This window comes from Bacillus sp. FSL E2-8868, assembly GCF_038005505.1.
Classification (GTDB): Bacteria; Bacillota; Bacilli; order Bacillales; family Bacillaceae_G; genus Bacillus_A; species Bacillus_A mycoides.
Genome location: NZ_JBBOTI010000001.1, coordinates 1,280,591 through 1,304,550, shown reverse-complemented (window position 1 = coordinate 1,304,550; position 23,960 = coordinate 1,280,591). Strand labels below are relative to the sequence as shown.

The following is a 23,960-nucleotide window of genomic DNA, read 5'->3' as shown; positions in this document are numbered from 1 at the left end:
AGGACGGGGTTAAAATATAGTTGTTTAATTTTCGATATAAGATACTTCACTGTACTCGAAAATATAACAATAAAGTCGTTTAAAAATCTAAGGTTTATTCAACAATAGTGCCCTTTAAGGGGTCCTGCCGACAAAACGCGGAAATTATACGCTAAGAAAGATTTTGAAAGAAAAACCCTTGATTTGTCTACGCTAAGCAGAAAATCAAGGGCTTCATTTATGTTCTAAGGGGGCGTAATGATCGAATAGAATGGGAACTGTTAATATCGAATTTATATTGACCTAAGAAATTTATATGCTCCCAACCTAAAGGTGAAATATGGGCAAGTAAAGACTCCTGATGTTTTCCTACTTCCATCATATGCTCAATCGCTCGGGATAAATATACGGTATTCCAAATGCTAATTGCATTTATAATAAGATTTAATGCACTGGCACGCTGTAATTGGTCTTGCAGTGCACGCTCTCGAAGTTCACCATGTTTTCCAAAGAAAATAGCTCTTGCTAAGGCATTCATTGCTTCTCCTTTATTTAATCCCTTTTGAATGCGCCGGCGTAACGTTTCACTAGAAATATAGTCTAAAATAAATAAAGTTTTTTCAACTCGTCCCATTTCTCTTATCGCTTTTGCAAGACTATTCTGCCTAGAATAAGAACCAATCTTCCCCATAATAAGAGACGCAGACGCTGTTCCTTCCCGAACGGAATGTGCTAACCTTAACACATCATCGTAATTCTCTTGAATGACTTTTTTATGAATCCTTCCGCGTAACAATTTCTCCATATCAGGATATTGTTCAGGCTTTTCAAATGTGTAGAGTTTCGAGTCCAAAATATCTCTTAATCTTGGGGCAAAGCGATACCCTAGCAAATGAGTAAGACCGAATACTTGATCTGTATATCCAGCTGTATCAGTATAATGCTCTTCAATATGTAAATCTGTTTCGTGATGTAGTAAACCATCAATGACATGAACGGCATCCCTAGCATTCGTATTAATCACTTTTGTATAAAAGCTAGAGAATTGATCACTCACAAAGCGATAAATGGTAGCACCTTTACCTGCTCCTCCATATTATTGTATTATCTTACTTTGAAAAAATAATTATTATTAACAGTATTTATGAAGATATTCTGTGTAATGCTGCATTTCGCTACAACTGCTACTGTTACCTGCCATACAACCTGCAATAGAGATAGGTAACAATTTACTATACAAGGAACAAAATTGACCTGCTCCTCCATTAGATAGCGACGTTTCCATTTCTTCATCTGCTAGTTTACGCAATAAATTAGTCATTACTTTCTCCTCCATTTAGTGATTTAACTATCTTTATTATTCAGAGCTAAAACTCAAAGAGAAAGCCCTTACATTGTTTGTAACATTATTCACTTTAATATGTTAATTATTTTTTGTTGTCTTGTTAGTTAAAGGGGTACTTAGTACAAAAAATAACCGTAGATAGTAGCACGAACACTGTTCTTGTTATAATTAATTTTTTTCAGAACGTCTATAATCCTCTTTTAAAAAATATATGTAAATATAATAAAAAACGAATGATTAATAGAAATATTCTACGCCACTCGTTTTTTATCGGACTTCTTTTTACTGTACTTTTATTTTCTTTATGAGTTATTAGAAAAATAATTGTCTATATAAGTCTTTATTTTTTCAAAATCCTTTTCCATAAATAAGATTGCTGGTACTTCAATTATTGGAAGATTATTTTCATTATCAAAAGGTGGACACGGTTTGGGAACTACCAAATAGTCAACTGAGTTTTTATCCCTAATATAATTAATTGAAACATCATAATACTTAGAAAAATATCCCTTCAAATCATCCTGATTCCTTAAAAATGGTAGAGAAAATATTGAACCATAATTTATACCAGCGTCGACAATTAATACAAAGCATATTTTTTTCATGATACACCCTCCTCGTATAATAAGTTTTAAGTTAATAACTGTTCCTTGAAAATTAAATAGTTTTTATCTTCAAGAGCTACATCAAAAAAATGATGTATGGGTAAAATTTAGTCTTGGATACTGGGGGATTTCCCTAGATAATGGAAGTATGGAAATGGATCCATCGGGAATATGCTTACTCCTCCTGTAGTTCGACCACGTTAAAAGACTGTGACCCAGACCAAAATGCACTGCATACGCACAAGCTGTATCGGTTTCCTTCACTTACCTCTCATAGTGGTGGGAGATTAACTGCTCATAAACACCCGATTGGTGAAGGTTAATAATCAGTGGGGGATGAACAAAACCCCCACTAATTAAAGTTTCACTTTATACTGCTTCTATTTCAAACTGCACTGTAATACCACTTGGATCTACTACAATAAATCCATTTGTAGTTTCATTTATTTCATGTTGTTTTTCTATTAATCTTTCTCTCACTTCATCTAACGCTTCTTTATGCGGTAGTACTATCGTATACACTTTTAGTCCCGTTGCATGTGCTGGTGGATGTGGATTATTTACCCCGTTCCACGTATTTGCACCAATATGGTGATGATAGCCTCCTGCCGAAATGAATAAGCAATCATCTTCACGCTGTTGTACTTCAAAACCTACTGTATCTACATAAAACTCATGTGACTTCTCCACATCAGCTATTCGTAAATGTACGTGTCCAACCACCGTTTCGGCTGGTAAGCCATCAAACTCATAATCAACGAGCACTGCTAGTTCTTTTAAATCAAGTGGCGTACTTCCTCCTGGCCCTTCTCCCCACTGATCACGCGGACGGTCTGCATATATTTCGATACCATTACCCTCTAAGTCTTGTAAATAAAATGCCTCACTATACGTATGATCACTTGCGCTATTAAACCTTGAAATTGGTAAAATTTCATTTGAATATGTATAACGCCCTTCTTGCTCAGCCGGACTATCAATTACCTTTTTATTGCGAATAACACCAAATAGTGCCGAAGCAAAAGCTTCACGAGTCGGAACTAAAAAGGCAACGTGATATATACCCGTCGTACGCGGTTCTTGTAGCGCTGCATCTTCCAACTGCTCAAGAACAAGTAACGTATTCTTACCACCCTTTCCAGCTAAGTGTGCTTTGTTCTCCTCTTGTTTAATTACTTCTAATCCTACTACATTTTCATAGAAGGCAATTTGACGCTCTAGATCTTTTACTTTAAATGCAACATGACCAATACGTGTTTTCGGATGAATTTGTACCATGAATAACTTCCTCTCCAGTTCCCTTTAGTTTTTTATGTAAGTTGATAGGCAATAGGCCCATTCAACGAATACACCTTAATTTTGTTTTTTTGTAGCATCAACTTTTAGCCATTTTTTCGATATGTCACTTAATGTTCCATCTTGCTCTAATTCTTTTAACGCCTTATTTATATCTTCTAACTTTTCACTCTTTTTTGCAAATGGAAATGCAATCTCTCCCCATTCAAGTGGGCCAAATCCAACTTTGACATTATCTAGTTTCGCCTTTGTTATTGTTGTTTCCACTTGAACTTTATCATTATAATAAGCATCGACGCGTCCAAAGCCTACTTCGTTCAATTCCGCCGTTGGGTCCTCTGAGTACGTTTTAATCGTAAAAGCATTATTTTTATTTAAAGCTTTTAACTCTTGCTCTCCTGCTGTACCAAGTCCAACACCTACAGTCTTTCCTTTTAGATCCTCTAGCGATTTAATTGTATTATTATTTTTCTTCACCGCAAAAACAGAACCTGAATACACATACGGGATCGAAAAGTCATATTTCTTTTTTCTTTCCGGAGAAACGGATAATTCATTTGCAATCGTATCAATACGGCCTGAATCTAATAAACCGAATAATCCTTCAAAATCAGAAACATTCCATTCTATTTTATATCCAGCTTTCTTAGCAGCCGCTTCAATAATTTCAGCATCAAAACCTTTTACTTTCTCACCTTCTTTAAATATAAATGGGCTACGACCTGCAGAAGTCCCAACTTTCACTACTTTTCCATCTGTCTTTTTACTTGCTGCATTAGAACCACATGCAGACAAAGCTCCAACTGATAGTGTTAATGCTAATGTTAGTAATAATGACGATTTTCTCATAACTCTTCCTCCTAAATAACGAAATGATTTCCTTCTTCAGATGCATTTAATTGCCGTAAAAACTTTTTCGTACGTTCATTTTGTGGGTTTCGAAAAATCTCTTCTGGCGTTCCCTGCTCTACGACAATTCCATCAGCCATAAAAATAACGCGATCAGCCACCTCTTTTGCAAAATTCATTTCATGTGTAACAATAACCATCGTTATATGTTGTCTTGCCAAGTCTTTAATAACTTGTAATACCTCATTAACTAATTCTGGATCAAGTGCTGAAGTCGGTTCATCAAACAATAATACAGCTGGATTTAGAGCCATTGCCCTAGCAATCCCTACCCTTTGCTGTTGTCCACCTGATAACATTGCCGGATAAAAATCTTCTTTATCAGCTAAGCCTACTTGTTTTAATATTTCTCTCGCTATTCCATTTGCCTCTTCTTCACTTTTTTTCTGTACAACCGTTAATGCTGTTGTAATATTTTGCAATGCTGTTTTATTTTTAAATAAATTATAGTTTTGAAAAACCATAGCTGTTTTTTGACGTAATTTTATGATTTCTTTTTGATAAAGTTTCTTCGTATGAATCTCTAAATCTTCAATTCTAATACTGCCATCATCCGGTTGTTCTAATAAATTTAAACATCGTAGTAATGTCGATTTCCCTGAACCAGAAGGTCCAATAATTACTACCACTTCCCCTTTTTTGACAGTAAGTGAGATTCCTTTCAGCACTTCATTATGTTTGTAAGATTTATACAATTTTTTTAACTCAATCACATATATCACCTCACTTCTCTTATAAATACGGTGCATCAAGTTTCTTCTCCAACCTTTTCTGTCCCCAGCTGATTACGATTGTAATAATCCAATACACAATCGCTACCGCTAAATAGCTTTCCATATAACGATACGATTGTGCCGCCAGCATTTTCGCTTGTGCCAATATTTCAGCCACTCCAAGTGCAAAAGATAACGAAGATTCTTTTAACAATCCAACAAAATTATTTCCAAGTGACGGCACTGCTACACGAATAGCCTGCGGAAAGATAATTTGTCGCATCGCTTGCGCTTTTGTCATTCCAACTGATAAACAAGCATCCATTTGCCCTGATTCCACAGCATTCAATGAACCTCGAATGATCTCTGACAAATAAGCAGCATTATTTAAACTGAGACCAATTAAAGTTGCTTGCATAGCTGTAAGTACTGTAAAAGCCGGAGATATTTGTGGCAATCCGAAATACAACACAAACAATTGAACCAATAACGGTGTTCCTCTAAAGAAAGAGATATACACCCTTGCAATTGGATATAAAAATTTCGTTTTGTTTTTTGTTATGATTGCCAAGCCAATCCCTATAAAGAAAGAAATAATCATGGAAACAACAGTAATCCCTAAAGTTATGTATACATACTTAAATAATTGCGGAAAACTTTCTAAAAAATACGTTACATCAAATTTCATTTTCTCCCCCCTCTCTAAACAAAAAAACTCTTCTTACACATATAAGAAGAGTTGAATGTTAATCCATTTCCCCCCATCTTCCAAACGCCTCATACGTTTGCTGGAATTAGCACAGTACTTTTGTAGCCTGTTGCTGAGATTTCATCGGGCCAGTCCCTCCATCTCTCTTGATAAGAAAACTAATAAATTTTTCCATTTATTAAGTTGTTATTATGAAGAATACAGCCATTTTAAAACAATGTCAATAGGAAAACTAAGAATTAAACTCAACCCTTTTTCGAACATACTAGTAATACATCAATTTACTATTCTTAATAAACTGTACACAAAAGCCATCTCCTCTGAAATTCAGAAGAGATGGCTTCAATTATAGAAACTATAAATATTTTACTTTATTATCCTTTAACTACATATTTATTTCATCTTATGTACTTCAGCAACTAACTTTCCGCCTTGAATGCCCATATAAAGCTTAACAGGAGCATCATTCGTATTTTCAAATACTAAGTCTAAATATGGATAAGCAATTGTAGCATCTCTTCCCTGCGGGACATAACCTACTGTTTTAGAATGTGTAGTTCTATCTACCATTTTCAAACCAGCTTGATCTGCTGCATTGTATAGCGTTGATGATGTTTGACAAACGCCACCACCATAACCATCTACTAATTTACCATCTACAATTTCTTTACCTAATTGATATCCTTTATCTGGCGTTGTATCACCGATTAATGCATTAAAAGAGAAACTGTCTCCTTTTGCTAATACAACTCCATTTATGCTCGCTGCCGACAAACGAATATTCTCAATACGGCCACCTGCTGATCCACCTAAATTCGTTTCATATCTACCAATTACCGTGCCACTTCCTTGCGCATCACTTAATGTTGCGGTAGGCTTTTTCTCAACGATAGGTAACTGATATGAAGAATCCCACATACCAACGTTTAATAATTTATCTACTAATTCTTTTTCCATTAATTCAAAAGAAGGCTTTCCTTCTTGCCATGATCCATCAGGAGCTATACGTGAAGGAACCATCTTTTTGTCAACGCTTTTCCCAACTTCACCTGCAACCTTCGTTACCGATTTTTTGAATTTCGCCTCATCTTCAAAATAACCTAAGCTCGATAAGTCTATTTTTTTCACTTCAGTACCAGTACGCCCATCCACTAAGCTAATTGAATCCTGTACATCAGCCTTAGCCTCTACAACGTTCCCACCAAAATCACTTACTAATGCCACATCACTTACTTTTGTGCCACAACCACTTACTACAGCTACACATAGCACCCCTACTAATATACCCTTTATTTTTCGGAACAATATACTCTCTCCTTTTCCCCAACATTATTTCTTATGTAATATTTCATTTTTATGTATGTTTTGTTACAATCATTTTACAATATATTTAGAAAATGTTACAAGTTGTTTTTTACTCTATTAAAACTACTCTTTTCTTTTGTAAATGTCTATACATATTTATATAAATTTTCGAGTTTGATAAGATTGTAACTTTTATGTAACCTATCTCTATCCAGTATATACCATTCAACAGATGAAATACAAATGTAAAACCCTTTCATTTCACCTCTCTATTCACCTGCAGGCTTCAGAAACCGTAATACCGCTTTCTCATATGTGATCATTATTAACAGCTTAAACCGAGCTTTTATCGGTAAAAACAATCATTCACTTCAGGTATATAGGTATTTGCCGTGCCACTACTCCGCTTTTGCACATACATTATGATGAATTTAACCTATTATAAAGAAATGGAGGATGTTTTTATGTATCCCTACAATCCTTATGATCCATATAACCAATATGGTTACCAACCTCAGTATGATTTACAGGCACAATACCAACAATATATAGATCAAACAGAACAAGTTAATCCATATGATCAAAATCGACAATTTCAACTTCCAATCTCTTTCCCTGGTACTGGAAACCGTCAATTAGAAAGACGAGTAAATGAGCTTGAGCAAAGAGTACGTCAACTAGAAAACACAGTTGAGCGTCATACGCGTAGATTAAACCGCTTAAATCAGCGTTTACGTACAGTAGAAAATAGGCTAAATATTCCATTTTCAGCATTAGAAGACGGATTTTAATTTCGAAAATAACAAATATATAAGGAAGGGGCTCCCCCTTCCTTATATAAATTGACGAAAGTTTTTTCCATCTCTATACTGATAAGAGTTAATGAAATGAAACAAGGTGATAAATATGGATTTTGAAATAAACTTTCTTTCCTTTTATGTAGTACAAGTAGAAGGAAAAGGTGAAGCAGTTGATAAACGCTATAAACATTTTCAAACATTAGACGCTGAAGAGTATGAAGATAGCTCTTTAAAAGAATTTTTGAATGGTGAATTATTAAAAATTTCAAAGCGAAAAGTAGAACGTCACGCAAAAACAGAACAAGCCCCAACAAAGATCGGTCGCTTTATTGTAGAAGAAGGTCATGAACTCGATTCAAACCCTCATTACAACTTATTTAATCGTATTCGTTTTGCAGAAACAAAAGAAAACTTCAAAGATATGAGCGAACCTCTCGTTTATACATACCTTGACACAAGCGCTGTACGTGGTGGTGTATTTTTAATCGCTCAAGCAAAACTACGCAAATACTTTGATGATCCATTCGTATTCGTAATGAAATGTGACTTCGAACCAAAAGTCGCTTCCATTTCTGATGAATCAACACTTATTCGTAACGTTGAAATGGCCATCACAACAAAGAATATGAAATCTATCCAATATCCATACATGCCTGAAGAAGGTATGGTGGAGCCTGGCGAACTAAAAATACACCAAGCATCACACGCCCGCTACTTTGAAGACTTCTTAAAATTCGTCGAATACGAACGCTCTATGCCTGAAATTATGAAAACACAAGTAATGGACATGGTATACGACCAAATTGAAGATGTATTTGAAGAAGGTACTGAAGAACGTGAACAGTTCGACCAAGCGATGGAAGTATGGGCTGCCAGTCCGAAACGCGAAATTATGGAACAATTTTCAACAGAAGAAGTAATGGAAGCTACCGCTCAAATCGTCGAGCACGCCCCTGAAGTGGAATTAAAGCTAAAAGCAGATCATATCTCTGTGAAGGCTTTGCTTGCTGATTTCGGAGACCTAATACATATTGCAAAGGTAAACGACCGGTATGTATTAATGATTGAGGCTGATACACTTACGTTTGAGAAAGGCTTCTCTCCCATTGAGTTTTTGAAGCCGGATGAATTACAAGACGTAATTGAGCGGATTGAGAATAAACAGTAGTATAGCTATGGATCAGGAGAAATTGAATAGAATAATGTAAAAAAGACAATGACGGGTTAAATTCCATCATTGTCTTTTTATTATCGAAAACATTTCGTATCAAGAACATGCGCTGTAACGTGTCCGTCTTGTATATCTGTTAATGTTATATTGTATGATCCGAATGGGATTGAATAAATGCTTCCATATACCTATTTTTACTGAGCTCTATTAACAAGCACTCTTTTATTTGGGACATAGTTGACATTTATACTAAAAACCGATTCTACTAAGAATCGGTTTTTCTTCTTTATAACAAATATGCTTATTTTTAATATTTTTTTTGCTCCAAGATGACATTTCTTGTAGAATCAAGCAGATTCCTTCCTTGTTGTACAAGCGTATTTCCATGAGAGACATCTACTTCAATATTTCTAGTTGACCAAGTCCTTCTATAAGTTTTTGGTGTTTTTCCTTTTAGTCATTATGTATGTTGTTAAAATGGAAATTTCACTTTACTACCTCAAATTTATTGTACTCGTAAAAAGATAATTGAAAACGATATTCCGGATGCTCTCTCACCCAATCGTAGGCTTCTTCTAAAATATCCATTTTATTTTGCACGTCATTAAGTTCACTACATTCGTTCCTTTTCTGTTTACATAGAGGACAGAACCCACCCACTATCTCGGCATTCATCGCACGAATCGTTTTACTTTCTAAGTCAACTACTAGACGAAGAATAAGAGAATGCTCCGCTTTTGTAGTCACCATCATTTCAGCAATTCCATCCTCATTCCAAAAGACACCATTTAATTCCATCTGTACGGTGACATCTTTGATTTCCAAGTCTATCACTATCACACCTCCCTTGTATAAGACTCTTACCTTACTCTTCGATTTTAATCTTTAATACACCACGATTTAAAGATATATTAAGCGTTTCCAATTCTTCTTCTTTGCTATGAAAGGAAGTGTAATTAGTGCAAATAGTGTGGTAAATATTATCAAAAAAACTAAAACGGTTACAATGTTAAAGATTGCTTCCATTAAACTACACTCTTTTCTATGTATATCCGTACTAAAAACAACAAAATATTCCATTAACAATACAGGACAAGCCGTGAATTTTCCAACTAAACTTCAGCAACTTAATCCTGAAGTCTAGTTGTACATATGAATAAAATAAATTTTATTACTAACTTTCTTCTACTACTTTCTCCATCTCAGCCAAATACCTAAGCTGCCGCTCCGCTTTTCTCACCGCAGTAGGAAAGTGTTTTTTCAGAAGTTCTACTGCTGATTCACTTATATAATATCTTTCCGTTATACTTTCCCACGTGTCACTACTTTCAAATGCATTCCATACAAAAGGACGCTCTGTATTTTTTCTCAGTTCTTTAAACACCCATTTCCGCATCCTTTTTTTCGCTTTTTCTGTTAGTTTTCCGTTCTTTACAAGTTCAAGCTCACCATGTCTCTTGTATCGCTTGTTAATATCTCTCTCGCCATATACTTTCAGAAAGATATTTGCTGTATTCTCAGCATCTGCTAAAGCCCGGTGCTGCTTCCCTTCCCATCTTAAGCCGAGCTGATCCACTGCAAATTGTAAACTTGGTGTATGCTCAAATAATTCTTCATACGCCTGAAAAACAAATTTTTGCATATCAAATCTGCTCTCTTTTTCCATACATGGGCATTCTACACCGTATAATGTACAATCTTGAGATAGAAAACGGTAATCTTCTTTTCCCCATGAAACAAATATTGAATCTTCTCCGATGAACTGAATAAATTTCTCTATAATTTGAGGGAAATTCCCTACACCTATTAAATCTTTCTTTGTAATTCCAGTTAACTTTGTTGTATGACGAGTTAATGGGGCACTTGGTTTTACTAACTCTGAAAATTCTCCAATAACCTTCATTGTACTCACATCTATTTTTACAGCTCCAATATCAACTATTTCTGACGGATCTTCTGATTTATACGGCCTAAAATTCCTTTCAATATCAAACACAATGAAGTGTGTAGCGTTTTTCAATTTATTTACCTCTTTCTAAATTCCTTTTCACACACATACTTTATTTTCAGTATTTATTTATTAATGCACTTTATGCATGAAAAACTTCACATAAAAATCAAAAATTCAGTCTTATTATTACATGTACATAGGAGGATATTCAATAAAAACGCAAAAAAAAAGAAGGGCAAGCCCTTCTTTTTTCATAATTACTTCTTGTTTACGTTTGTAGCTTGAGGTCCACGGTTACCTTGTTCTACTTCGAAAGTAACTTCTTGACCTTCTTCTAAAGATTTGAAGCCGTCGCCTTGGATAGCTGAGAAATGAACGAATACGTCTTCTCCGCCTTCAACCTCGATGAAACCGAAACCTTTTTCTGCGTTAAACCATTTTACTTTACCGTTTTGCATTTAAAAAATCCTCCTACAATGTACCTATATGTACATATTCATTTTCAACCACTTTACAATAATACATCATATATTAAAAAACTGCAACCCCAGAGGAGATTTAACATTGCTATCCTCCTCGGAAGTTACAGCTCATTTAAATCTCTATATTATTAAAAGTAAAATGGTTTAAAGTAACTATATCATACCAATATAATAAAAGTAAAGTTTTTTTAAAGTTATACAGCTTTTTTTTTCCACTGCATCGCTTTTAATTCACCTGATCCAGCTACAACATAGCCTTCTTTTTCATTAACAATGCGCCAACCATGCCCTTTAACCGAATCACATACTGTAACAATTCCTTCTTCAAGAAGCACACGGCAAACAGTGCTAATTCCCGCCTTATTTTGCGTTGACGTTGTATATAACACATGTTGATCCACACTTAAATCTAAATAACTACTCGCTTTTTGTTCACTTTGACATGTATGCCAACCTATTTTATCACTTTCGATACTCTCATCTATTCTGCAAAAAGAAATATTTCCGCTAATTCCCTTGCACGATCCACTTGCCGCTACTAAATAGGAATTATGTATAGTCAACGCAGAAATCATCTGATTCATCGCTATTTTAATCCTTTTTAATTTACGTGTCTCTAAATCAAAAAGCCAAACACCACCATATTTAGTATGTATTTTCGTACCGATAAATAAGTAATGTTTATATAAAAATAATGATCGAATAGATGGTGCCTCACTACCGTAATTAAGAAATGGCTGAATAGTCTCCCATGTGGAACCAAAATTATTAGAATGATACAGTGTTTTATCTCCATGAGCAATTACTGTTCCATTCTCATTACTACATACATTCCAGCTCGTTGCTTTCGTTGGAAAGCGCTGGATCGTCCACGTTTCTCCACCATTCATACTACGAATAAAAACTCCTTCGTCTCCTACTCCGTAAACTACGTTACCTTCACTATGTAAATCTCGAATTCGTTTTTGGAAACCAGTTAAAGCCTGTTTCCATTCTCCATCTTTTTCAATGAATAAACCATTATATGTAGTAGCTAACAAAAGCTTTCCATCTCTTAACTTTGTAATAGCAGTTGCACTTAACATTGTTTCCACGTTGACACTCCCGTTCCTAGAACTTCTCGGCAAAAGCAATTGCAAAATCACTGCATTTTTCAACGTCTTCTTTATCTTCTGGAGCTAATTCAATTTTCAATCCTTCTTGTACAAGTTCTGCCCCGCATTTTACAAGACGTTCTTCAAATATCGTTACCGCTTCACAAAACAGCTCATACGCCGTATCACCTGATCCAAAAACAGCCACTTTTTTACCCGTTAAATCTATATTTTCTAACTCATCATGGAAATCTTCCGCTTCAAATGGTAATTCACCATCACCCCACGTATAAGATCCTAAAATGATTCCATCATAAGCTAATAATTCTTCAGCATCCATACCTTCCATCTCTTGCAATACTACTTCGTGATCAAAGGCATCTAAACTTACTTTAATTAAGTCAGCAATACTCTCTGTATTCCCTGACATACTTGCATACGCTATTAAAATTTTCGCCACTTTGGCATCCCCCTCTTACAATAATTGATTCTCATTCTCATTATATTAATAATGAGAATCAATTTCAATTATTATTTTCATTCAATTTATATCCTTTTCATTTATGTTAAAAGAAATGGTACATCTGACTATTCCCTTTTCATTTTGAGTATTAACATTCATATTCATCTATTGCCAAATCTAGTTTCTCAACTTATTGTATATACATCCTTTCACATTTAATATGTTGCATATATAATGCGAAAGGCCATTTACACATTTCATTATTTTTAGGTAACAAACAATTTCGATCTTACAAAAAGAGGAGTCTTTCTAATGAAAAAATTTTTTATTAGACTTTTAAAAATATCATCCCTTTTGACAGCACTATTATTAACAGTGGGTGCCATTATTCTATTTGGCACTTCATACGGCCATAATTTACGTGTCATCGCAGCGGAAAGTATTTTAACGTCTCAACATCCGCAATACGCAAAAATTACATTACTGTCTGATAACGAGTTAAATGATATTTCTCAATCCATTACAAATCCAAAATGGAAAAATAGCGATTTTGCCAATACTAAACTTTCAAAACAAGAATTAGAGCGAAAGAAAAATGCACCATTAAACGTTTCGATTGAAACGATAAAGAAAAAATACAATGATCATTTTTTTGAAGGTAAATTAATGACTATTAGTAATCCATTAAATGTAAAGCTCGTTACACAACAAGGTTCAGAAGGGAAAGACGTTGGAGAAAAAATATATGTCATGGCAAAACGAAACCATGCACTTGCTGCTGTAAATGCTAGTGGGTTCTGGGATGAAACGGGGCATGGTGGTGGTAAAACAGGCATCGGTATTGTTATTGAAAACGGGAAAGTTATCAACACACCGCAAGACATTAATACCCCTACTCTCGTCAGTGGACTTACAAAATACGGACAAATGGTTTCAGGAGAGTTTTCTGCTAATCAACTGTTAAATAAGAATGTCGTTTCCGCTGCTGGCTTTATGCCTCAACTAATTGTAAATGGCGAAAAAATGATTACAAATGATGGCGGATGGGGCTATGGTCCCCGAAGTATTATGGCTCAGAAAAAAGATGGATCAATTATGTTTTTCATCATTGATGGAAGACAACCTCATAGTATCGGAGCTTCTTTAAGAGACTGCCAAGATATTCTTTATGAAAAAGGGGCCATAAATGCAATGGCAATGGACGGGGGCTCGTCAGCAACATTGTACGCAATGGGAGACATTTTAAACATCCCTTCAACCTTATCTCATAAATCACGCTATTTACCAAACGCCTGGGTTGTTACCTCGAACCCTAAGCAACAAGTTCATGTAACGATAGATGGCAGCCCAGCAAGCTCTCAAAAGATTTCCGAAATGACAGGATCTACTGCTGTAGCAATAAATAAATAAATAAATAAATAAATAAAAAAGAACAGATGACTATACAATCATCTGTTCTTTTTTATTACTTTTTAAAAATACCAAAGGGTTTTCCAACTGGTAATACAACTTTTCCGAAGTGTGTATTTAACACGGCTGCTGCTGAACCATAGAAAGATAATAATGAAATACATAGTTCAGAATACGCTGCTAAATTATGCATTGCGTGCGGCATAACACCTAAAGTACTTAATGAAAGACCGATAAATAAGAAATCAATAAGGACGAAAATCATAAATAATACTTTATGTGTTTCCATTGCACCAATTGTCATAAAGATCGTGAAAATCAAGTATCCGATAAAGGCTACACCAAGCTGTTTTGAATCTGCAGTTTGGGCTAATTTTTCGCCAAATACTCCGAGTTGAATTAACCAAGTCATTCCAACACCTAACCAAAATAGGCCGTACGCACCAAATGCTGTTGTACCGAACGTATTGTTATGCTTTGCATCGTGAATGCATGCAAAGATTTGTGCAAATCCTCCTAAAAAGATTGCCCATGGTAATACAAGTGAAACGCCATCTGTTAAGCCTAACTTTTGAGACGATGCTACAAGTGTTACCATCGCTAATCCAAATAGACCGATTCCAGATGGATCTGCTGTTGTCATTTTCACATGATGTGTAGTAGTTTGATTGCTCATATAAACCTCCTGATTATAAACATACTCGAATACAATACTTAAATCAGAAGGCTATGTCAATGGTTTTTTTTGTATGTTGTCAGACCTTATATTCCATAATAATCAAATACACATTTGGCCACATCATAAGGTTTTACATTTAAATTTGGCAACTCATTTACCGGCATCCATAAAGGAATATAACTCCCTCTATCTTTCAGCTCGAACTCCTCGCCTTTACCACTTCCGAAAACTCCACCTATAATATGGGCATTATAATAATACTCCGTACCTTTATACTCCACCTTTGCAATCAGATGCTCCACTTGTATATGTACCCCTAATTCTTCATAAACCTCTCGCTTCGTTGCTTCTTCAGGCGTTTCTCCTTCTTCAATTCCCCCGCCTGGAAAAACAAAATACATCTCACCTTCTCGAACACGTTTTATAAGAGCGATTTTACCACCTTGTATAATTATAGCTGCACCGCGATTTCTTCTCACTTTATTACCTCAACACCAATCGCAACTGTTCCCCATTCTTTTTCTTGTTCTTTCGTATATATTCCGTATGTACTTTCTAACATTTCTTTTATACTAAGTTCTTCACAATCAAATAATTTTTTATCAATTTGTTCGTACATTCCTTTAAAGCTTTCGTATCGTTTTATCTCCGTTACTTTTACAGCCATCGTTTCTGCTGTCGTAAGGTTCGTAAATACAATTTCATCGTCTTGTTTTATAAGTTGACGTTTTTTATCGTATAAGCGTACTTCATATACTTTTTTTCCTAATTGAATCGACTGAAAAGGTTTATTATATAATCCCATTTCGTATCTCATACATTTCACTCCCTTTTATTCATCTTGCCTACTAACATTTTTGCACATTACTATTTCATACAACATAGTTCGCCTTACTTCACCTTGCATATGATGTTCCATATCCATTACTTTCTTTAGAGAGGATGCTAAAATTGGTATGTTATATTTAAATCAAAAACCTGAATATAATAAATATGATATCGGTGATTATACTTACAGTAAAGTAGGCCCTATTATTTTTTCTTGGAATGATGAAACAAAATTAAAAATAGGTAAGTTTTGTTCATTAGGAGAAGAAGTCGTTTTCGTACTTGGCGGTGAACATCGTGCTGATTGGATAACAACCTATCCATTTAATGTCCTCTTCGAAGAAGGAGCACACATTATTGGTCATCCTTCTTCAAAAGGTGATATCGTAGTCGGCAATGATGTATGGATTGGTTATCAATCCTGCATTTTATCTGGTGTTACAATTGGTAACGGGGCCATTATCGGGGCCAAGAGTGTTGTTACAAAAGACGTACCTCCATATGCAATCGTCGCTGGTAATCCTGCCAAACTAGTTCGATATCGTTTCCCGCAAGAAATCATTGAAAAACTAGAAAACCTTGCATGGTGGGACTGGGACATTTCCGTTATAAAAGGAGCTATTCCATTTCTACTCTCCAACAAAGTCAACGAATTTTTCACTTCTCCCGAAGAAGAAGCTACTTGATCTAAACAAAAAGAGCATCCTATTCTTTCAGGATGCTCTTTTTGTGTTTATTTTTTATTTATTCGCAACTGATTACACGGAGAACAGTGAAATGGAATTTTGTCTAAACAATTAAAGTTTGTTTCACAAATTTGTTCTATCGTTGGAACAAATGGAATGACAACTATGTTACTATCTATTATTTGTGTAACAGGTGGCAATACTGTGCCTACTTGATGTTCGAAGCGAATACTCGCTTGATTAATATAATTTCCTGAACCACTTGGTACACTCTGAACTGTTACTTGGAACGAAACTGTCCGTGCTTCACCTGGATTTAAACTTCCTATAAGAAACCCTGATACTGGGCTTACATTTGGCACTGGTGTATTATCAACAGTTACACTTCCAGGAACAAATTGAACACTACTATCTAACATATCTTGAAAACGAATATTTTGTATCGCTGTATCTCCCGTATTTGTAATAACTGTCGTAAACGTAATAACATCGCCTATCGTTGCTGATTGAAGATCTGCCGTTTTTACGACTGTTGTTGAAACATTTTGAGGAATAAACGGGATAACAACTGTATTACTATCGCCTTCAACTACTACTGGCGGCTCATTAGGATTTACAGTTGCAAGCCCATTCGCTGTAGCAGTATTTGTTACTAAGTTATTTATTTGCCCTCCTGTTATTACAACTTGGAAATTAATAATTGCTGCATCATTCGGCTGAAAATCACCTAAAAGGATACCAGTATTCGGATTGGCAAATGGAAAAGGTACATCATTTACCGTTACCGTGCCATTTATAAATAACGTATTTGGGTCAATGATGTCTGTTAAAATAATATTCGTCACAGGAACTGTACTATCATTTATAACAGCAATTCCGTAAGTGACAACATCTCCTACCATTGCTACTTCAAAGTTTGCTCCTTTTGCAACAAATAAGATTGCAGTATTTACCGTTACAATAACTGTATTACTCGTGTCCATCACTGTAACTGGCGGTTCCCCTGGTACTAAAATATATTCTGCCGATGCCCCAGCAACGTTCACTACTGTACCACCATCTGGAAAACTTGTAATTGTAGCTTCATATGTTACAATCGCCGTTTCACCTACTGGGATATCTGGTATCGTAAATCCAATCTGTGGATTTAACCCCGGCTGTGGTATTCCATTTATCGTTACACTATTTGGGACAAAATCAGCTTCCTGAGATAACACGTCTATAAATTGAACATTCATCGCATCAGCCGTACCAGTATTTAATATACGAACAGTATACGTTACCGTTTCTCCTACTCCAACAATTGGATGATCTACTTCTTTTAACATATCTAAACTACCTCTATTTACTGGAGTTACTGTCGTATTACTCGAACTCGTAATTGTAAACGGTGGTTCTCCTGGAATAAGTTCAAAACTACCCGTTACACTCGCCGAATTCATAATGCTATTAGAAGGCGGGATTGAGATTACAGTTACTTCAAACGTTATGAGTACACTAGCTCCTACTGGGAGATCCGGTAATGAAAAGCCTACAAAAGGATCTAAACCTACTTGCGGAATCCCATTTATCTGTACACTCCCTGGAACGAATTCTAAACTAGGTGATGGAACGTCAATAAATTGCACATTTGTCGCTGTTACCGTTCCTGTATTTGTAACTTGCACACTATACGTTAACGTATCTCCTAATCGTGTCGCCTGTTTGTTGACAGTTTTTATAACATTGAATCGCCCTCTATTTACCCTTGTTATTGTCGTATTACTCGGCTCTGTTACTACAACTGGTGGTTCTCCTGGTACTAAAGTAAAACTTCCTGTTATATTTGCAACGTTCGTAATGGTTCCTGATGACGGGATGTTTGTAACTGTCGCTTGAAACGTCACTATAACCGTGTCACCAACTAGTATATCTCCTACTCCAAAGCCAGTAATCGGATTTAAGTTTGGTTGCGAAACTCCATTTACCGTTACACTACTCGATACAAATGACGCTCCTGCTGAAATTGTATCAATAAACTGAACATCATTTGCTGTTACTGTTCCTGTATTCGTTATTTGAACCGTATACGTTAATACATCTCCAACGAGAGTCGCAACCCTGTTCACCTGTTTTATAACATTAAATCGTCCTCTATTTACAGTTGTGAGTGTTGTATTGCTTGGTTGGTTTACTATAACTGGTGGTTCTCCTGGTACTAATATAAAGCTTCCAGTCACATTTGCCGTATTGGCAATCGTTCCGTTTGATGGCACACTGACGACGGTTACTTGGAAGGTTACTTCTACACTTTCACCTGGATTTATATCTGGAAGCGGGAATCCATTATTAGGATTGAATCCAGGTTGTAACACACCGGCTATCGTTACACTGTTCGGTATGAATGTTATAGAGGAAGGTAATACATCACTATATTGAACATTCGTCGCTGTCACTGTTCCTGTATTTTGAACTACTGTTGTATATGTGATTGTATCTCCTACTGCAACAACCGGCTGACTTACTGATTTTAAAACATTCAAACCAGATTCATTTATTTTCGTTAATGTCGTGTTACTTGTCGTTGTTTCAGTAATAGGCGGCTCTGTTTCACTTACAGCAAATGTAGCCGTAACATCCACAAAGTTAACAACTGTTCCACCTTGAGGTATGCTCGTTACCATCTCTTGGTATGTGACAAGTACAAAATCACCTACAGGTATATCTGGAACTGTAAAGCCTATGAACGGATCTAATCCAGGCTCTGGTATTCCGTTTATACTCACACTTCCTGGAACAAATGCTACACCACTCGTACTAGAATCAAGAAATTGAACATTTGTTGCCGGCACTGTTCCAAAGTTAAAAATTAGTACATCGTAAGTTAATATTTCTCCAACCGTTGCTGCCTCTTTATCTACTAGTTTTAATGGGAAAATAGACGCTATATTAATCGTCGTAACGACTAAATTTGTTAATATCGTTTGCGTAATCGGTGGTTCCTGCGGATTTGGTTGTGAAGTAAATGTAACGTCAGCATCGTTTAATATGACTTCATTATCTGGAATTTCTGTAATCGTCACTTGGAATGTTACCGTAATACTTCCACCAGCATTTAATGACGGAGTAACTGTAAATCCTATTTCAGGATTTAAACCAAGTTGCTGTATTCCACCTATCGTTACACTATTTGCTACAAATGTTGTTCCTTCTGGAATGACATCTTGGAAGAGTACATCTGTAACAGGTATAATTCCTACATTCGTTATTAGAACGGTATACGTTAATACATCTCCAACAGCTCCAGCAGCAACATTTACAGTTTTTGTTGCTGTTACTTCACCAGGAGGAGGTAACGGTATTGTAACTACTGTCGTATTACTTGAATTTGTCGTTGTTACAGGCGGTTGTAAAGGATTTAATAAAAAAGTGGCTGTAGCAGATGCTGTGTTTAGTACTGCTCCACGTGTAGACGGTGCAACTACCGTAACTTGGAACGTTACTGTCAATAATGTTCCAGCTGCGATATTAGGGAGCGGGAAACCAGCATTTGGGTCAAAGCCAGGTTGAGGCGTTCCATTTATCGTTACACTATTTGCGACAAATGTTGTTTCTGTTGCAATCGGATCAATGAAAGAAACATTCGTCGCGAGTACTGTGCCATTATTTCGAATGACAACAGAATACGTGTAAGTCTCTCCAAGTGCTGCTTGTTGTACAGATGAAGATTTTTGTATATTTAACTGTGCCGTATTTACCTGTGTCACTACAAAATTACTATTCGTAACAGTCGTTATAGGAGGTCCTGCCGGATTTATAAGGAAGCTTGCAGTAACGTTCGATTGATTTCTTATATTCCCTCCACTTGGAACACTCGTCACTGTAACTTGAAACGTAATTGTAGCGGTTTGCCCGACTGGAATATTTGGTACTGGAAAACCTGTCATAGGATTCGCGCCTTGCTGAACAACTCCATTTATCGTTACACTATTCGCTACAAATGTAGCTCCAGTTGGGATTGGATCTTGAAAAATGATATTTGTTGCAGGAACAGTTCCTGTATTTTGAATAAGAATCGTATACGTTAACGTATCTCCTATACCTGCTTGTGGTGTATTTACACTCTTCATTACATTAAGTGATCCTACATTCACTCGCGTCACAACAATATTACTAATCGTTACAATTGTAATTGGTGGCTGGAGAGGACTTACTTGGAAATCAGCAGTGACATTCGCATTATTCGGAAGAACTCTATTTGATGGTACACTTGTAATTAACACTTGGAAAGTAACTGTTACCATCGTACCTACCGGAATATTAGCAAGCGGAAATCCAGTTGTCGGATCTAAACCAGGTTGAGATATCCCGTTTATTGTTACACTATTCGCAACAAACGTTGTTCCAGATGGAATCGGATCAAGGAATGATACATTTGTCGCTGCTACTGTTCCACTATTTTGTATACGAACTGTATACGTTAACGTATCTCCTACACCGGCTTCACTAGCACTTACGCTCTTCATTACATTTAGCCCTGAAGAATTCACAACTGTCATAACAGTATTACTTGGTACTGTTACAGTAATTGGTGGCTCTGTTGGATTTACAAGGAAATCTCCAGTTACATTCGCATTATTTACGACATTATTTCCTTGGGGAATTTCATCAATTAATACTTCAAACGAAACAATTACACTTGCGCCAGTAGGCAAATTATTTAGTGGGAATCCAAGTTCTGGATCTGCTCCTTCTTGTAAAACACCATTAACTAATACACTGTTTTCAATAAATAATGTCCCTTGCGGAATTGAATCTTGGAAAAATACATTTGTCGCTGGTACACTACCTGCATTTATGATTTCGATTGTATATACTAAAACATCCCCTACCGTTGCAACATCCGTATTGACTGATTTCACAACTTCAAAATTCCCCGATTGTACAGTTGTGTTAACAATGTTACTAGGAACATTAATTGTTACTGGTGGTTCACTCGGATTCACTTGAAAACTTGCTGTTACATTTGCTTGATTTAAAATATCTTCATTTTCTGGATCCTGTACAATTAATACGTCAAATGTGACTACAACTGTTTGAGCCGCAGGAATATTTGGAAGAGAAAATCCTGGATTCGGATTCAATCCACTTTGCGGTACTCCATTAATTGTTACAGAATTTGCAACAAATGAAACAGCAGAAGGAATAGGGTCTTGGAAAAATACATTTGTTAGCGGAACGTTTCCTGTATTTTGAACGGCAATCGTATACGTTAAAGTATCCCCTACTGCTGCTTGCGTTGTATTCACTTCTTTTATTACATTTAAACCACCTGTATTAACTTGTGTTACAACGGTATTCGTTTGCCTATTAATCGTTACTGGCGGTTGATTCGGAATAACGACGAAATTAGCAGATACATTACCGCGATTCGCAATCGTGCCTCCTGATGGGGTAGATGTAACTCGTACTTGAAAAGTCACCGTTCTACTTCCACCTGGAGATATATTCGCTACTGTAAACCCAGTCGCTGGATTTGCCCCAGGTTGCGAAACTCCATCAACAGTTACACTATTTGGTATAAAAGTCGTTCCAATTGGGATTGGATCTTGAAAAATAACGTTCGTCGCCAGTACATTTCCTGTATTTTCAATTGTAACGGTATACGTAAGAACGTCGTTAACCGTCGCAAAAGCTTTATCCACTGTTTTTCTCGTTCTTATATCAGCTATATTTATTGTAGTAAATACTGTATTACTTGTCGCTTGGCCTGAAATTGGTTGTTGACCAGGAACCGGAATAAAGTTAAACGTTGCACTTGCACGGTTCGGAATTGGATTTACAAGAGGATTAGATGTCACTCGAACTTGAAAGCGTACTACAGTCGTTTGCGAAGCATTAATACTTCCAAGATTAATACTACTTGCTGGATTCGCTCCTGGTCGAGCTACTCCATTTACCGTAACACTATTTGTTACAAACATTGTTCCAGCAGGTATACTATCGACAAAAATAACATTATTTGCAGCGACATTCCCATTGTTCGTGACATTCACTGTGTACGTTAATATGTCATTAAGTGTTGCCGTCTGTAGATCTACAGATTTTTGCAAACTTACATTTGCGCGATTTACCGTCGTCTGTACTGTATTTGAAGAAGCTGTACTTGTGATAGGAGGACTTCCAACAAAAGGACGGAATTGGTATGACACCATTGCACGATTTGAAATTGGATTTGGACTTGGGAATGACGTAACTCTCACTTGAAATGTAACAACTCTTTGAGCATTATTCGGTATCGTTCCTAAATTAATTCCACTAGCTGGATTGGCGCTCGGCTGAGTTACTCCACCTACTGTAACACTGCCTGCTATAAACGTCGTTCCATTCGGAATACTGTCTTGTAATACAACGTTTTCTGCACTTCCTGTCCCTGTATTCGGAACAGTAATCGTATAAGTGAGAATATCACCTACTGCTGCAACGGTTTTATCAACAGATTTAACGGGATTTATAATTGGCCCTGTCGCATCAATTTGAACACCAAAACCAGCTGCAGCATATCCATCTCCATTTGTAACGAAGCGAACAGTCGCTGACGTTTGATTATTTACTAAGGATGACGAAGCATCTACATTCGTAATATCCCATCCTTGTCTTCGGACAGCCAAAGCTATCCCTAACGGCTGATTCAAATTTCCAAAGGTGCCAGTTGTATCTAAATTCCCACTATCATTACAAATTTGTGACTGAAAGAAATTATTTGCGGGATTTCTCGGTCCGAATAAAGCAACTGTAGCATTCGCATTCGGTCCAAAGCGAAGTTGATCTCCAACAATGTTAGAATCTCCTTCTTGAGCTGTTACGAGTACTCTCCCTGTAACAGCACCTGTAGATGGCGTTGCAAAACCTGAAATAGTAGCATCAACTGGTGGCGATGAAGCATCGATAATTTCTTGACCTGCATACACTGACAAATTCCTAAGAGGTAAACTCGCATTTTGATAAACTACCTCAAGCGTCCAACCAGCTGAACGACTGACTGTTGGATCAGCAGAAGTTCTTGTAGCCGGTACAGCACCCGTTGTATATGTTCCCGCTCCCCCTGTATTAACAAGATTCGTTACATTAGCAGAGCGAACATAATAAAACTGGTTCCCAACTGAACCTTGCTGCGCAGTTGCAGGATCTGGTGCAACAGAAAATGTTCCTGCTGGTGTTGTAAATGAAATATTATCATTTAAAAATGCTGTAACATCCTCTGTATCGGTCCGGTATGTGCCGGCCCATACTAGTTCTGCGTATAAAACACTACTCCCTGCTGGAAGGTTCAAAATTGCACTTGAAGAATTTAATGGCCAGTCATTCGTTGTTCCTGCCGGGAATCCAGGTACTTGAAGCGATGTATTTATCGTTGTAAACACATCAATCGTACCGAAGTTATTGTTTGGTGCAGGTGATGTAGGACTTAGTCCCAACGTGTTCCCAGTGAACGTGACGGCACCAGTTACAGTTGTCGTAAAGCGATTCATAAAAGGCACACAATCATCTCATTT

At 36.4% G+C, this 23,960-nt stretch carries 20 protein-coding genes, 1 pseudogene and 1 riboswitch; of the genes and pseudogenes, 4 read left to right on the top strand and 17 right to left on the bottom strand.

The annotated features are described in order from the left end of the window. Window positions 1–217: 217 nt before the first annotated feature. From NSS74_RS06850 to NSS74_RS06815, 8 genes and pseudogenes are all read right to left on the bottom strand, one after another. Window positions 218–1,069 (bottom strand): annotated as a pseudogene (locus NSS74_RS06850) (transposase); the annotation flags it as partial. Between the two features lie 42 nt (window positions 1,070–1,111). Then, the gene (locus NSS74_RS06845; RefSeq protein WP_000183240.1) at window positions 1,112–1,300 is read right to left on the bottom strand and encodes a hypothetical protein; all 189 of its coding nucleotides are present in this window, start codon (window positions 1,298–1,300) and stop codon (window positions 1,112–1,114) included. 326 nt (window positions 1,301–1,626) lie between these two features. After that, window positions 1,627–1,929 carry a hypothetical protein gene (locus tag NSS74_RS06840; protein WP_000717620.1) on the bottom strand — a complete coding sequence of 101 codons (303 nt, stop codon included), beginning with the start codon at window positions 1,927–1,929 and terminating at the stop codon, window positions 1,627–1,629. A 369-nt stretch (window positions 1,930–2,298) separates the two neighbouring features. Beyond that, a complete protein-coding gene (locus tag NSS74_RS06835) occupies window positions 2,299–3,207 on the bottom strand; it encodes a VOC family protein (protein WP_340813308.1) in 909 nt (302 codons plus the stop codon). A 75-nt stretch (window positions 3,208–3,282) separates the two neighbouring features. Further along, complete coding sequence (locus NSS74_RS06830; protein WP_340813307.1) at window positions 3,283–4,074, bottom strand: amino acid ABC transporter substrate-binding protein; 792 nt, start codon at window positions 4,072–4,074, stop codon at window positions 3,283–3,285. Window positions 4,075–4,085: 11 nt separating this feature from the next. Beyond that, window positions 4,086–4,847, bottom strand: a complete 762-nt coding sequence (locus NSS74_RS06825) for an amino acid ABC transporter ATP-binding protein (RefSeq protein WP_033716462.1) — start codon at window positions 4,845–4,847, stop codon at window positions 4,086–4,088. Window positions 4,848–4,866: 19 nt separating this feature from the next. Further along, window positions 4,867–5,535, bottom strand: a complete 669-nt coding sequence (locus NSS74_RS06820; protein ID WP_002137653.1) for an amino acid ABC transporter permease — start codon at window positions 5,533–5,535, stop codon at window positions 4,867–4,869. 70 nt (window positions 5,536–5,605) lie between these two features. After that, window positions 5,606–5,712, bottom strand: a riboswitch (SAM riboswitch). Between the two features lie 237 nt (window positions 5,713–5,949). Then, window positions 5,950–6,861 (bottom strand): VanW family protein, encoded by a 912-nt coding sequence (locus tag NSS74_RS06815; protein ID WP_002142668.1) that lies wholly within the window; start codon window positions 6,859–6,861, stop codon window positions 5,950–5,952. A gap of 464 nt (window positions 6,862–7,325) precedes the next feature. Between NSS74_RS06815 and NSS74_RS06810 the strand changes: the two genes are divergently transcribed. Together NSS74_RS06810 and NSS74_RS06805 are read left to right on the top strand one after the other, a co-directional pair. After that, on the top strand, window positions 7,326–7,652 hold the full coding sequence (locus tag NSS74_RS06810) for a hypothetical protein (RefSeq protein ID WP_002087720.1): 327 nt from the start codon (window positions 7,326–7,328) through the stop codon (window positions 7,650–7,652). A 115-nt stretch (window positions 7,653–7,767) separates the two neighbouring features. Beyond that, a complete protein-coding gene (locus tag NSS74_RS06805) occupies window positions 7,768–8,829 on the top strand; it encodes a DUF3900 domain-containing protein (RefSeq protein ID WP_002142669.1) in 1,062 nt (353 codons plus the stop codon). 489 nt (window positions 8,830–9,318) lie between these two features. Here NSS74_RS06805 and NSS74_RS06800 read toward each other — a convergent pair whose 3' ends face one another. The 5 genes from NSS74_RS06800 to NSS74_RS06780 all read right to left on the bottom strand — a co-directional run bounded on the left by NSS74_RS06800 (window position 9,319) and on the right by NSS74_RS06780 (window position 12,819). Beyond that, window positions 9,319–9,666 (bottom strand): hypothetical protein, encoded by a 348-nt coding sequence (locus NSS74_RS06800; protein WP_002087722.1) that lies wholly within the window; start codon window positions 9,664–9,666, stop codon window positions 9,319–9,321. Between the two features lie 340 nt (window positions 9,667–10,006). Further along, window positions 10,007–10,852, bottom strand: coding sequence for an exonuclease (locus tag NSS74_RS06795; RefSeq protein ID WP_340813303.1), 846 nt, complete (start codon window positions 10,850–10,852; stop codon window positions 10,007–10,009). 188 nt (window positions 10,853–11,040) lie between these two features. Further along, window positions 11,041–11,241 carry a cold shock-like protein CspB gene (gene cspB / locus NSS74_RS06790; protein ID WP_001179147.1) on the bottom strand — a complete coding sequence of 67 codons (201 nt, stop codon included), beginning with the start codon at window positions 11,239–11,241 and terminating at the stop codon, window positions 11,041–11,043. A 218-nt stretch (window positions 11,242–11,459) separates the two neighbouring features. Beyond that, window positions 11,460–12,359: a WD40/YVTN/BNR-like repeat-containing protein gene (locus NSS74_RS06785; RefSeq protein WP_002066483.1), complete on the bottom strand. Its 900-nt coding sequence runs from the start codon at window positions 12,357–12,359 to the stop codon at window positions 11,460–11,462. Window positions 12,360–12,375: 16 nt separating this feature from the next. Further along, on the bottom strand, window positions 12,376–12,819 hold the full coding sequence (locus NSS74_RS06780) for a flavodoxin (protein ID WP_001062757.1): 444 nt from the start codon (window positions 12,817–12,819) through the stop codon (window positions 12,376–12,378). Window positions 12,820–13,134: 315 nt separating this feature from the next. Here NSS74_RS06780 and NSS74_RS06775 point away from each other — a divergent pair, with 315 nt between their 5' ends. Next, window positions 13,135–14,232, top strand: coding sequence for a phosphodiester glycosidase family protein (locus NSS74_RS06775; protein WP_219303272.1), 1,098 nt, complete (start codon window positions 13,135–13,137; stop codon window positions 14,230–14,232). Between the two features lie 55 nt (window positions 14,233–14,287). Here the strand turns inward: NSS74_RS06775 and NSS74_RS06770 are convergent, their stop codons facing one another. The 3 genes from NSS74_RS06770 to NSS74_RS06760 form a co-directional block, all read right to left on the bottom strand. Beyond that, a complete protein-coding gene (locus NSS74_RS06770) occupies window positions 14,288–14,908 on the bottom strand; it encodes an acetate uptake transporter (protein ID WP_000070943.1) in 621 nt (206 codons plus the stop codon). An 86-nt stretch (window positions 14,909–14,994) separates the two neighbouring features. Beyond that, on the bottom strand, window positions 14,995–15,390 hold the full coding sequence (locus NSS74_RS06765; RefSeq protein ID WP_002128457.1) for an NUDIX hydrolase: 396 nt from the start codon (window positions 15,388–15,390) through the stop codon (window positions 14,995–14,997). Then, on the bottom strand, window positions 15,387–15,728 hold the full coding sequence (locus tag NSS74_RS06760) for an ASCH domain-containing protein (protein ID WP_002142676.1): 342 nt from the start codon (window positions 15,726–15,728) through the stop codon (window positions 15,387–15,389). Before NSS74_RS06760 ends, NSS74_RS06765 begins: the two co-directional genes overlap by 4 nt. A 139-nt stretch (window positions 15,729–15,867) precedes the next feature. Here NSS74_RS06760 and NSS74_RS06755 point away from each other — a divergent pair, with 139 nt between their 5' ends. After that, on the top strand, window positions 15,868–16,425 hold the full coding sequence (locus NSS74_RS06755; RefSeq protein WP_002142677.1) for a CatB-related O-acetyltransferase: 558 nt from the start codon (window positions 15,868–15,870) through the stop codon (window positions 16,423–16,425). Window positions 16,426–16,472: 47 nt separating this feature from the next. Here the strand turns inward: NSS74_RS06755 and NSS74_RS06750 are convergent, their stop codons facing one another. After that, the gene (locus NSS74_RS06750; protein WP_002142678.1) at window positions 16,473–23,945 is read right to left on the bottom strand and encodes a DUF7507 domain-containing protein; all 7,473 of its coding nucleotides are present in this window, start codon (window positions 23,943–23,945) and stop codon (window positions 16,473–16,475) included. Between the last annotated feature and the right edge of the window lie 15 nt (window positions 23,946–23,960).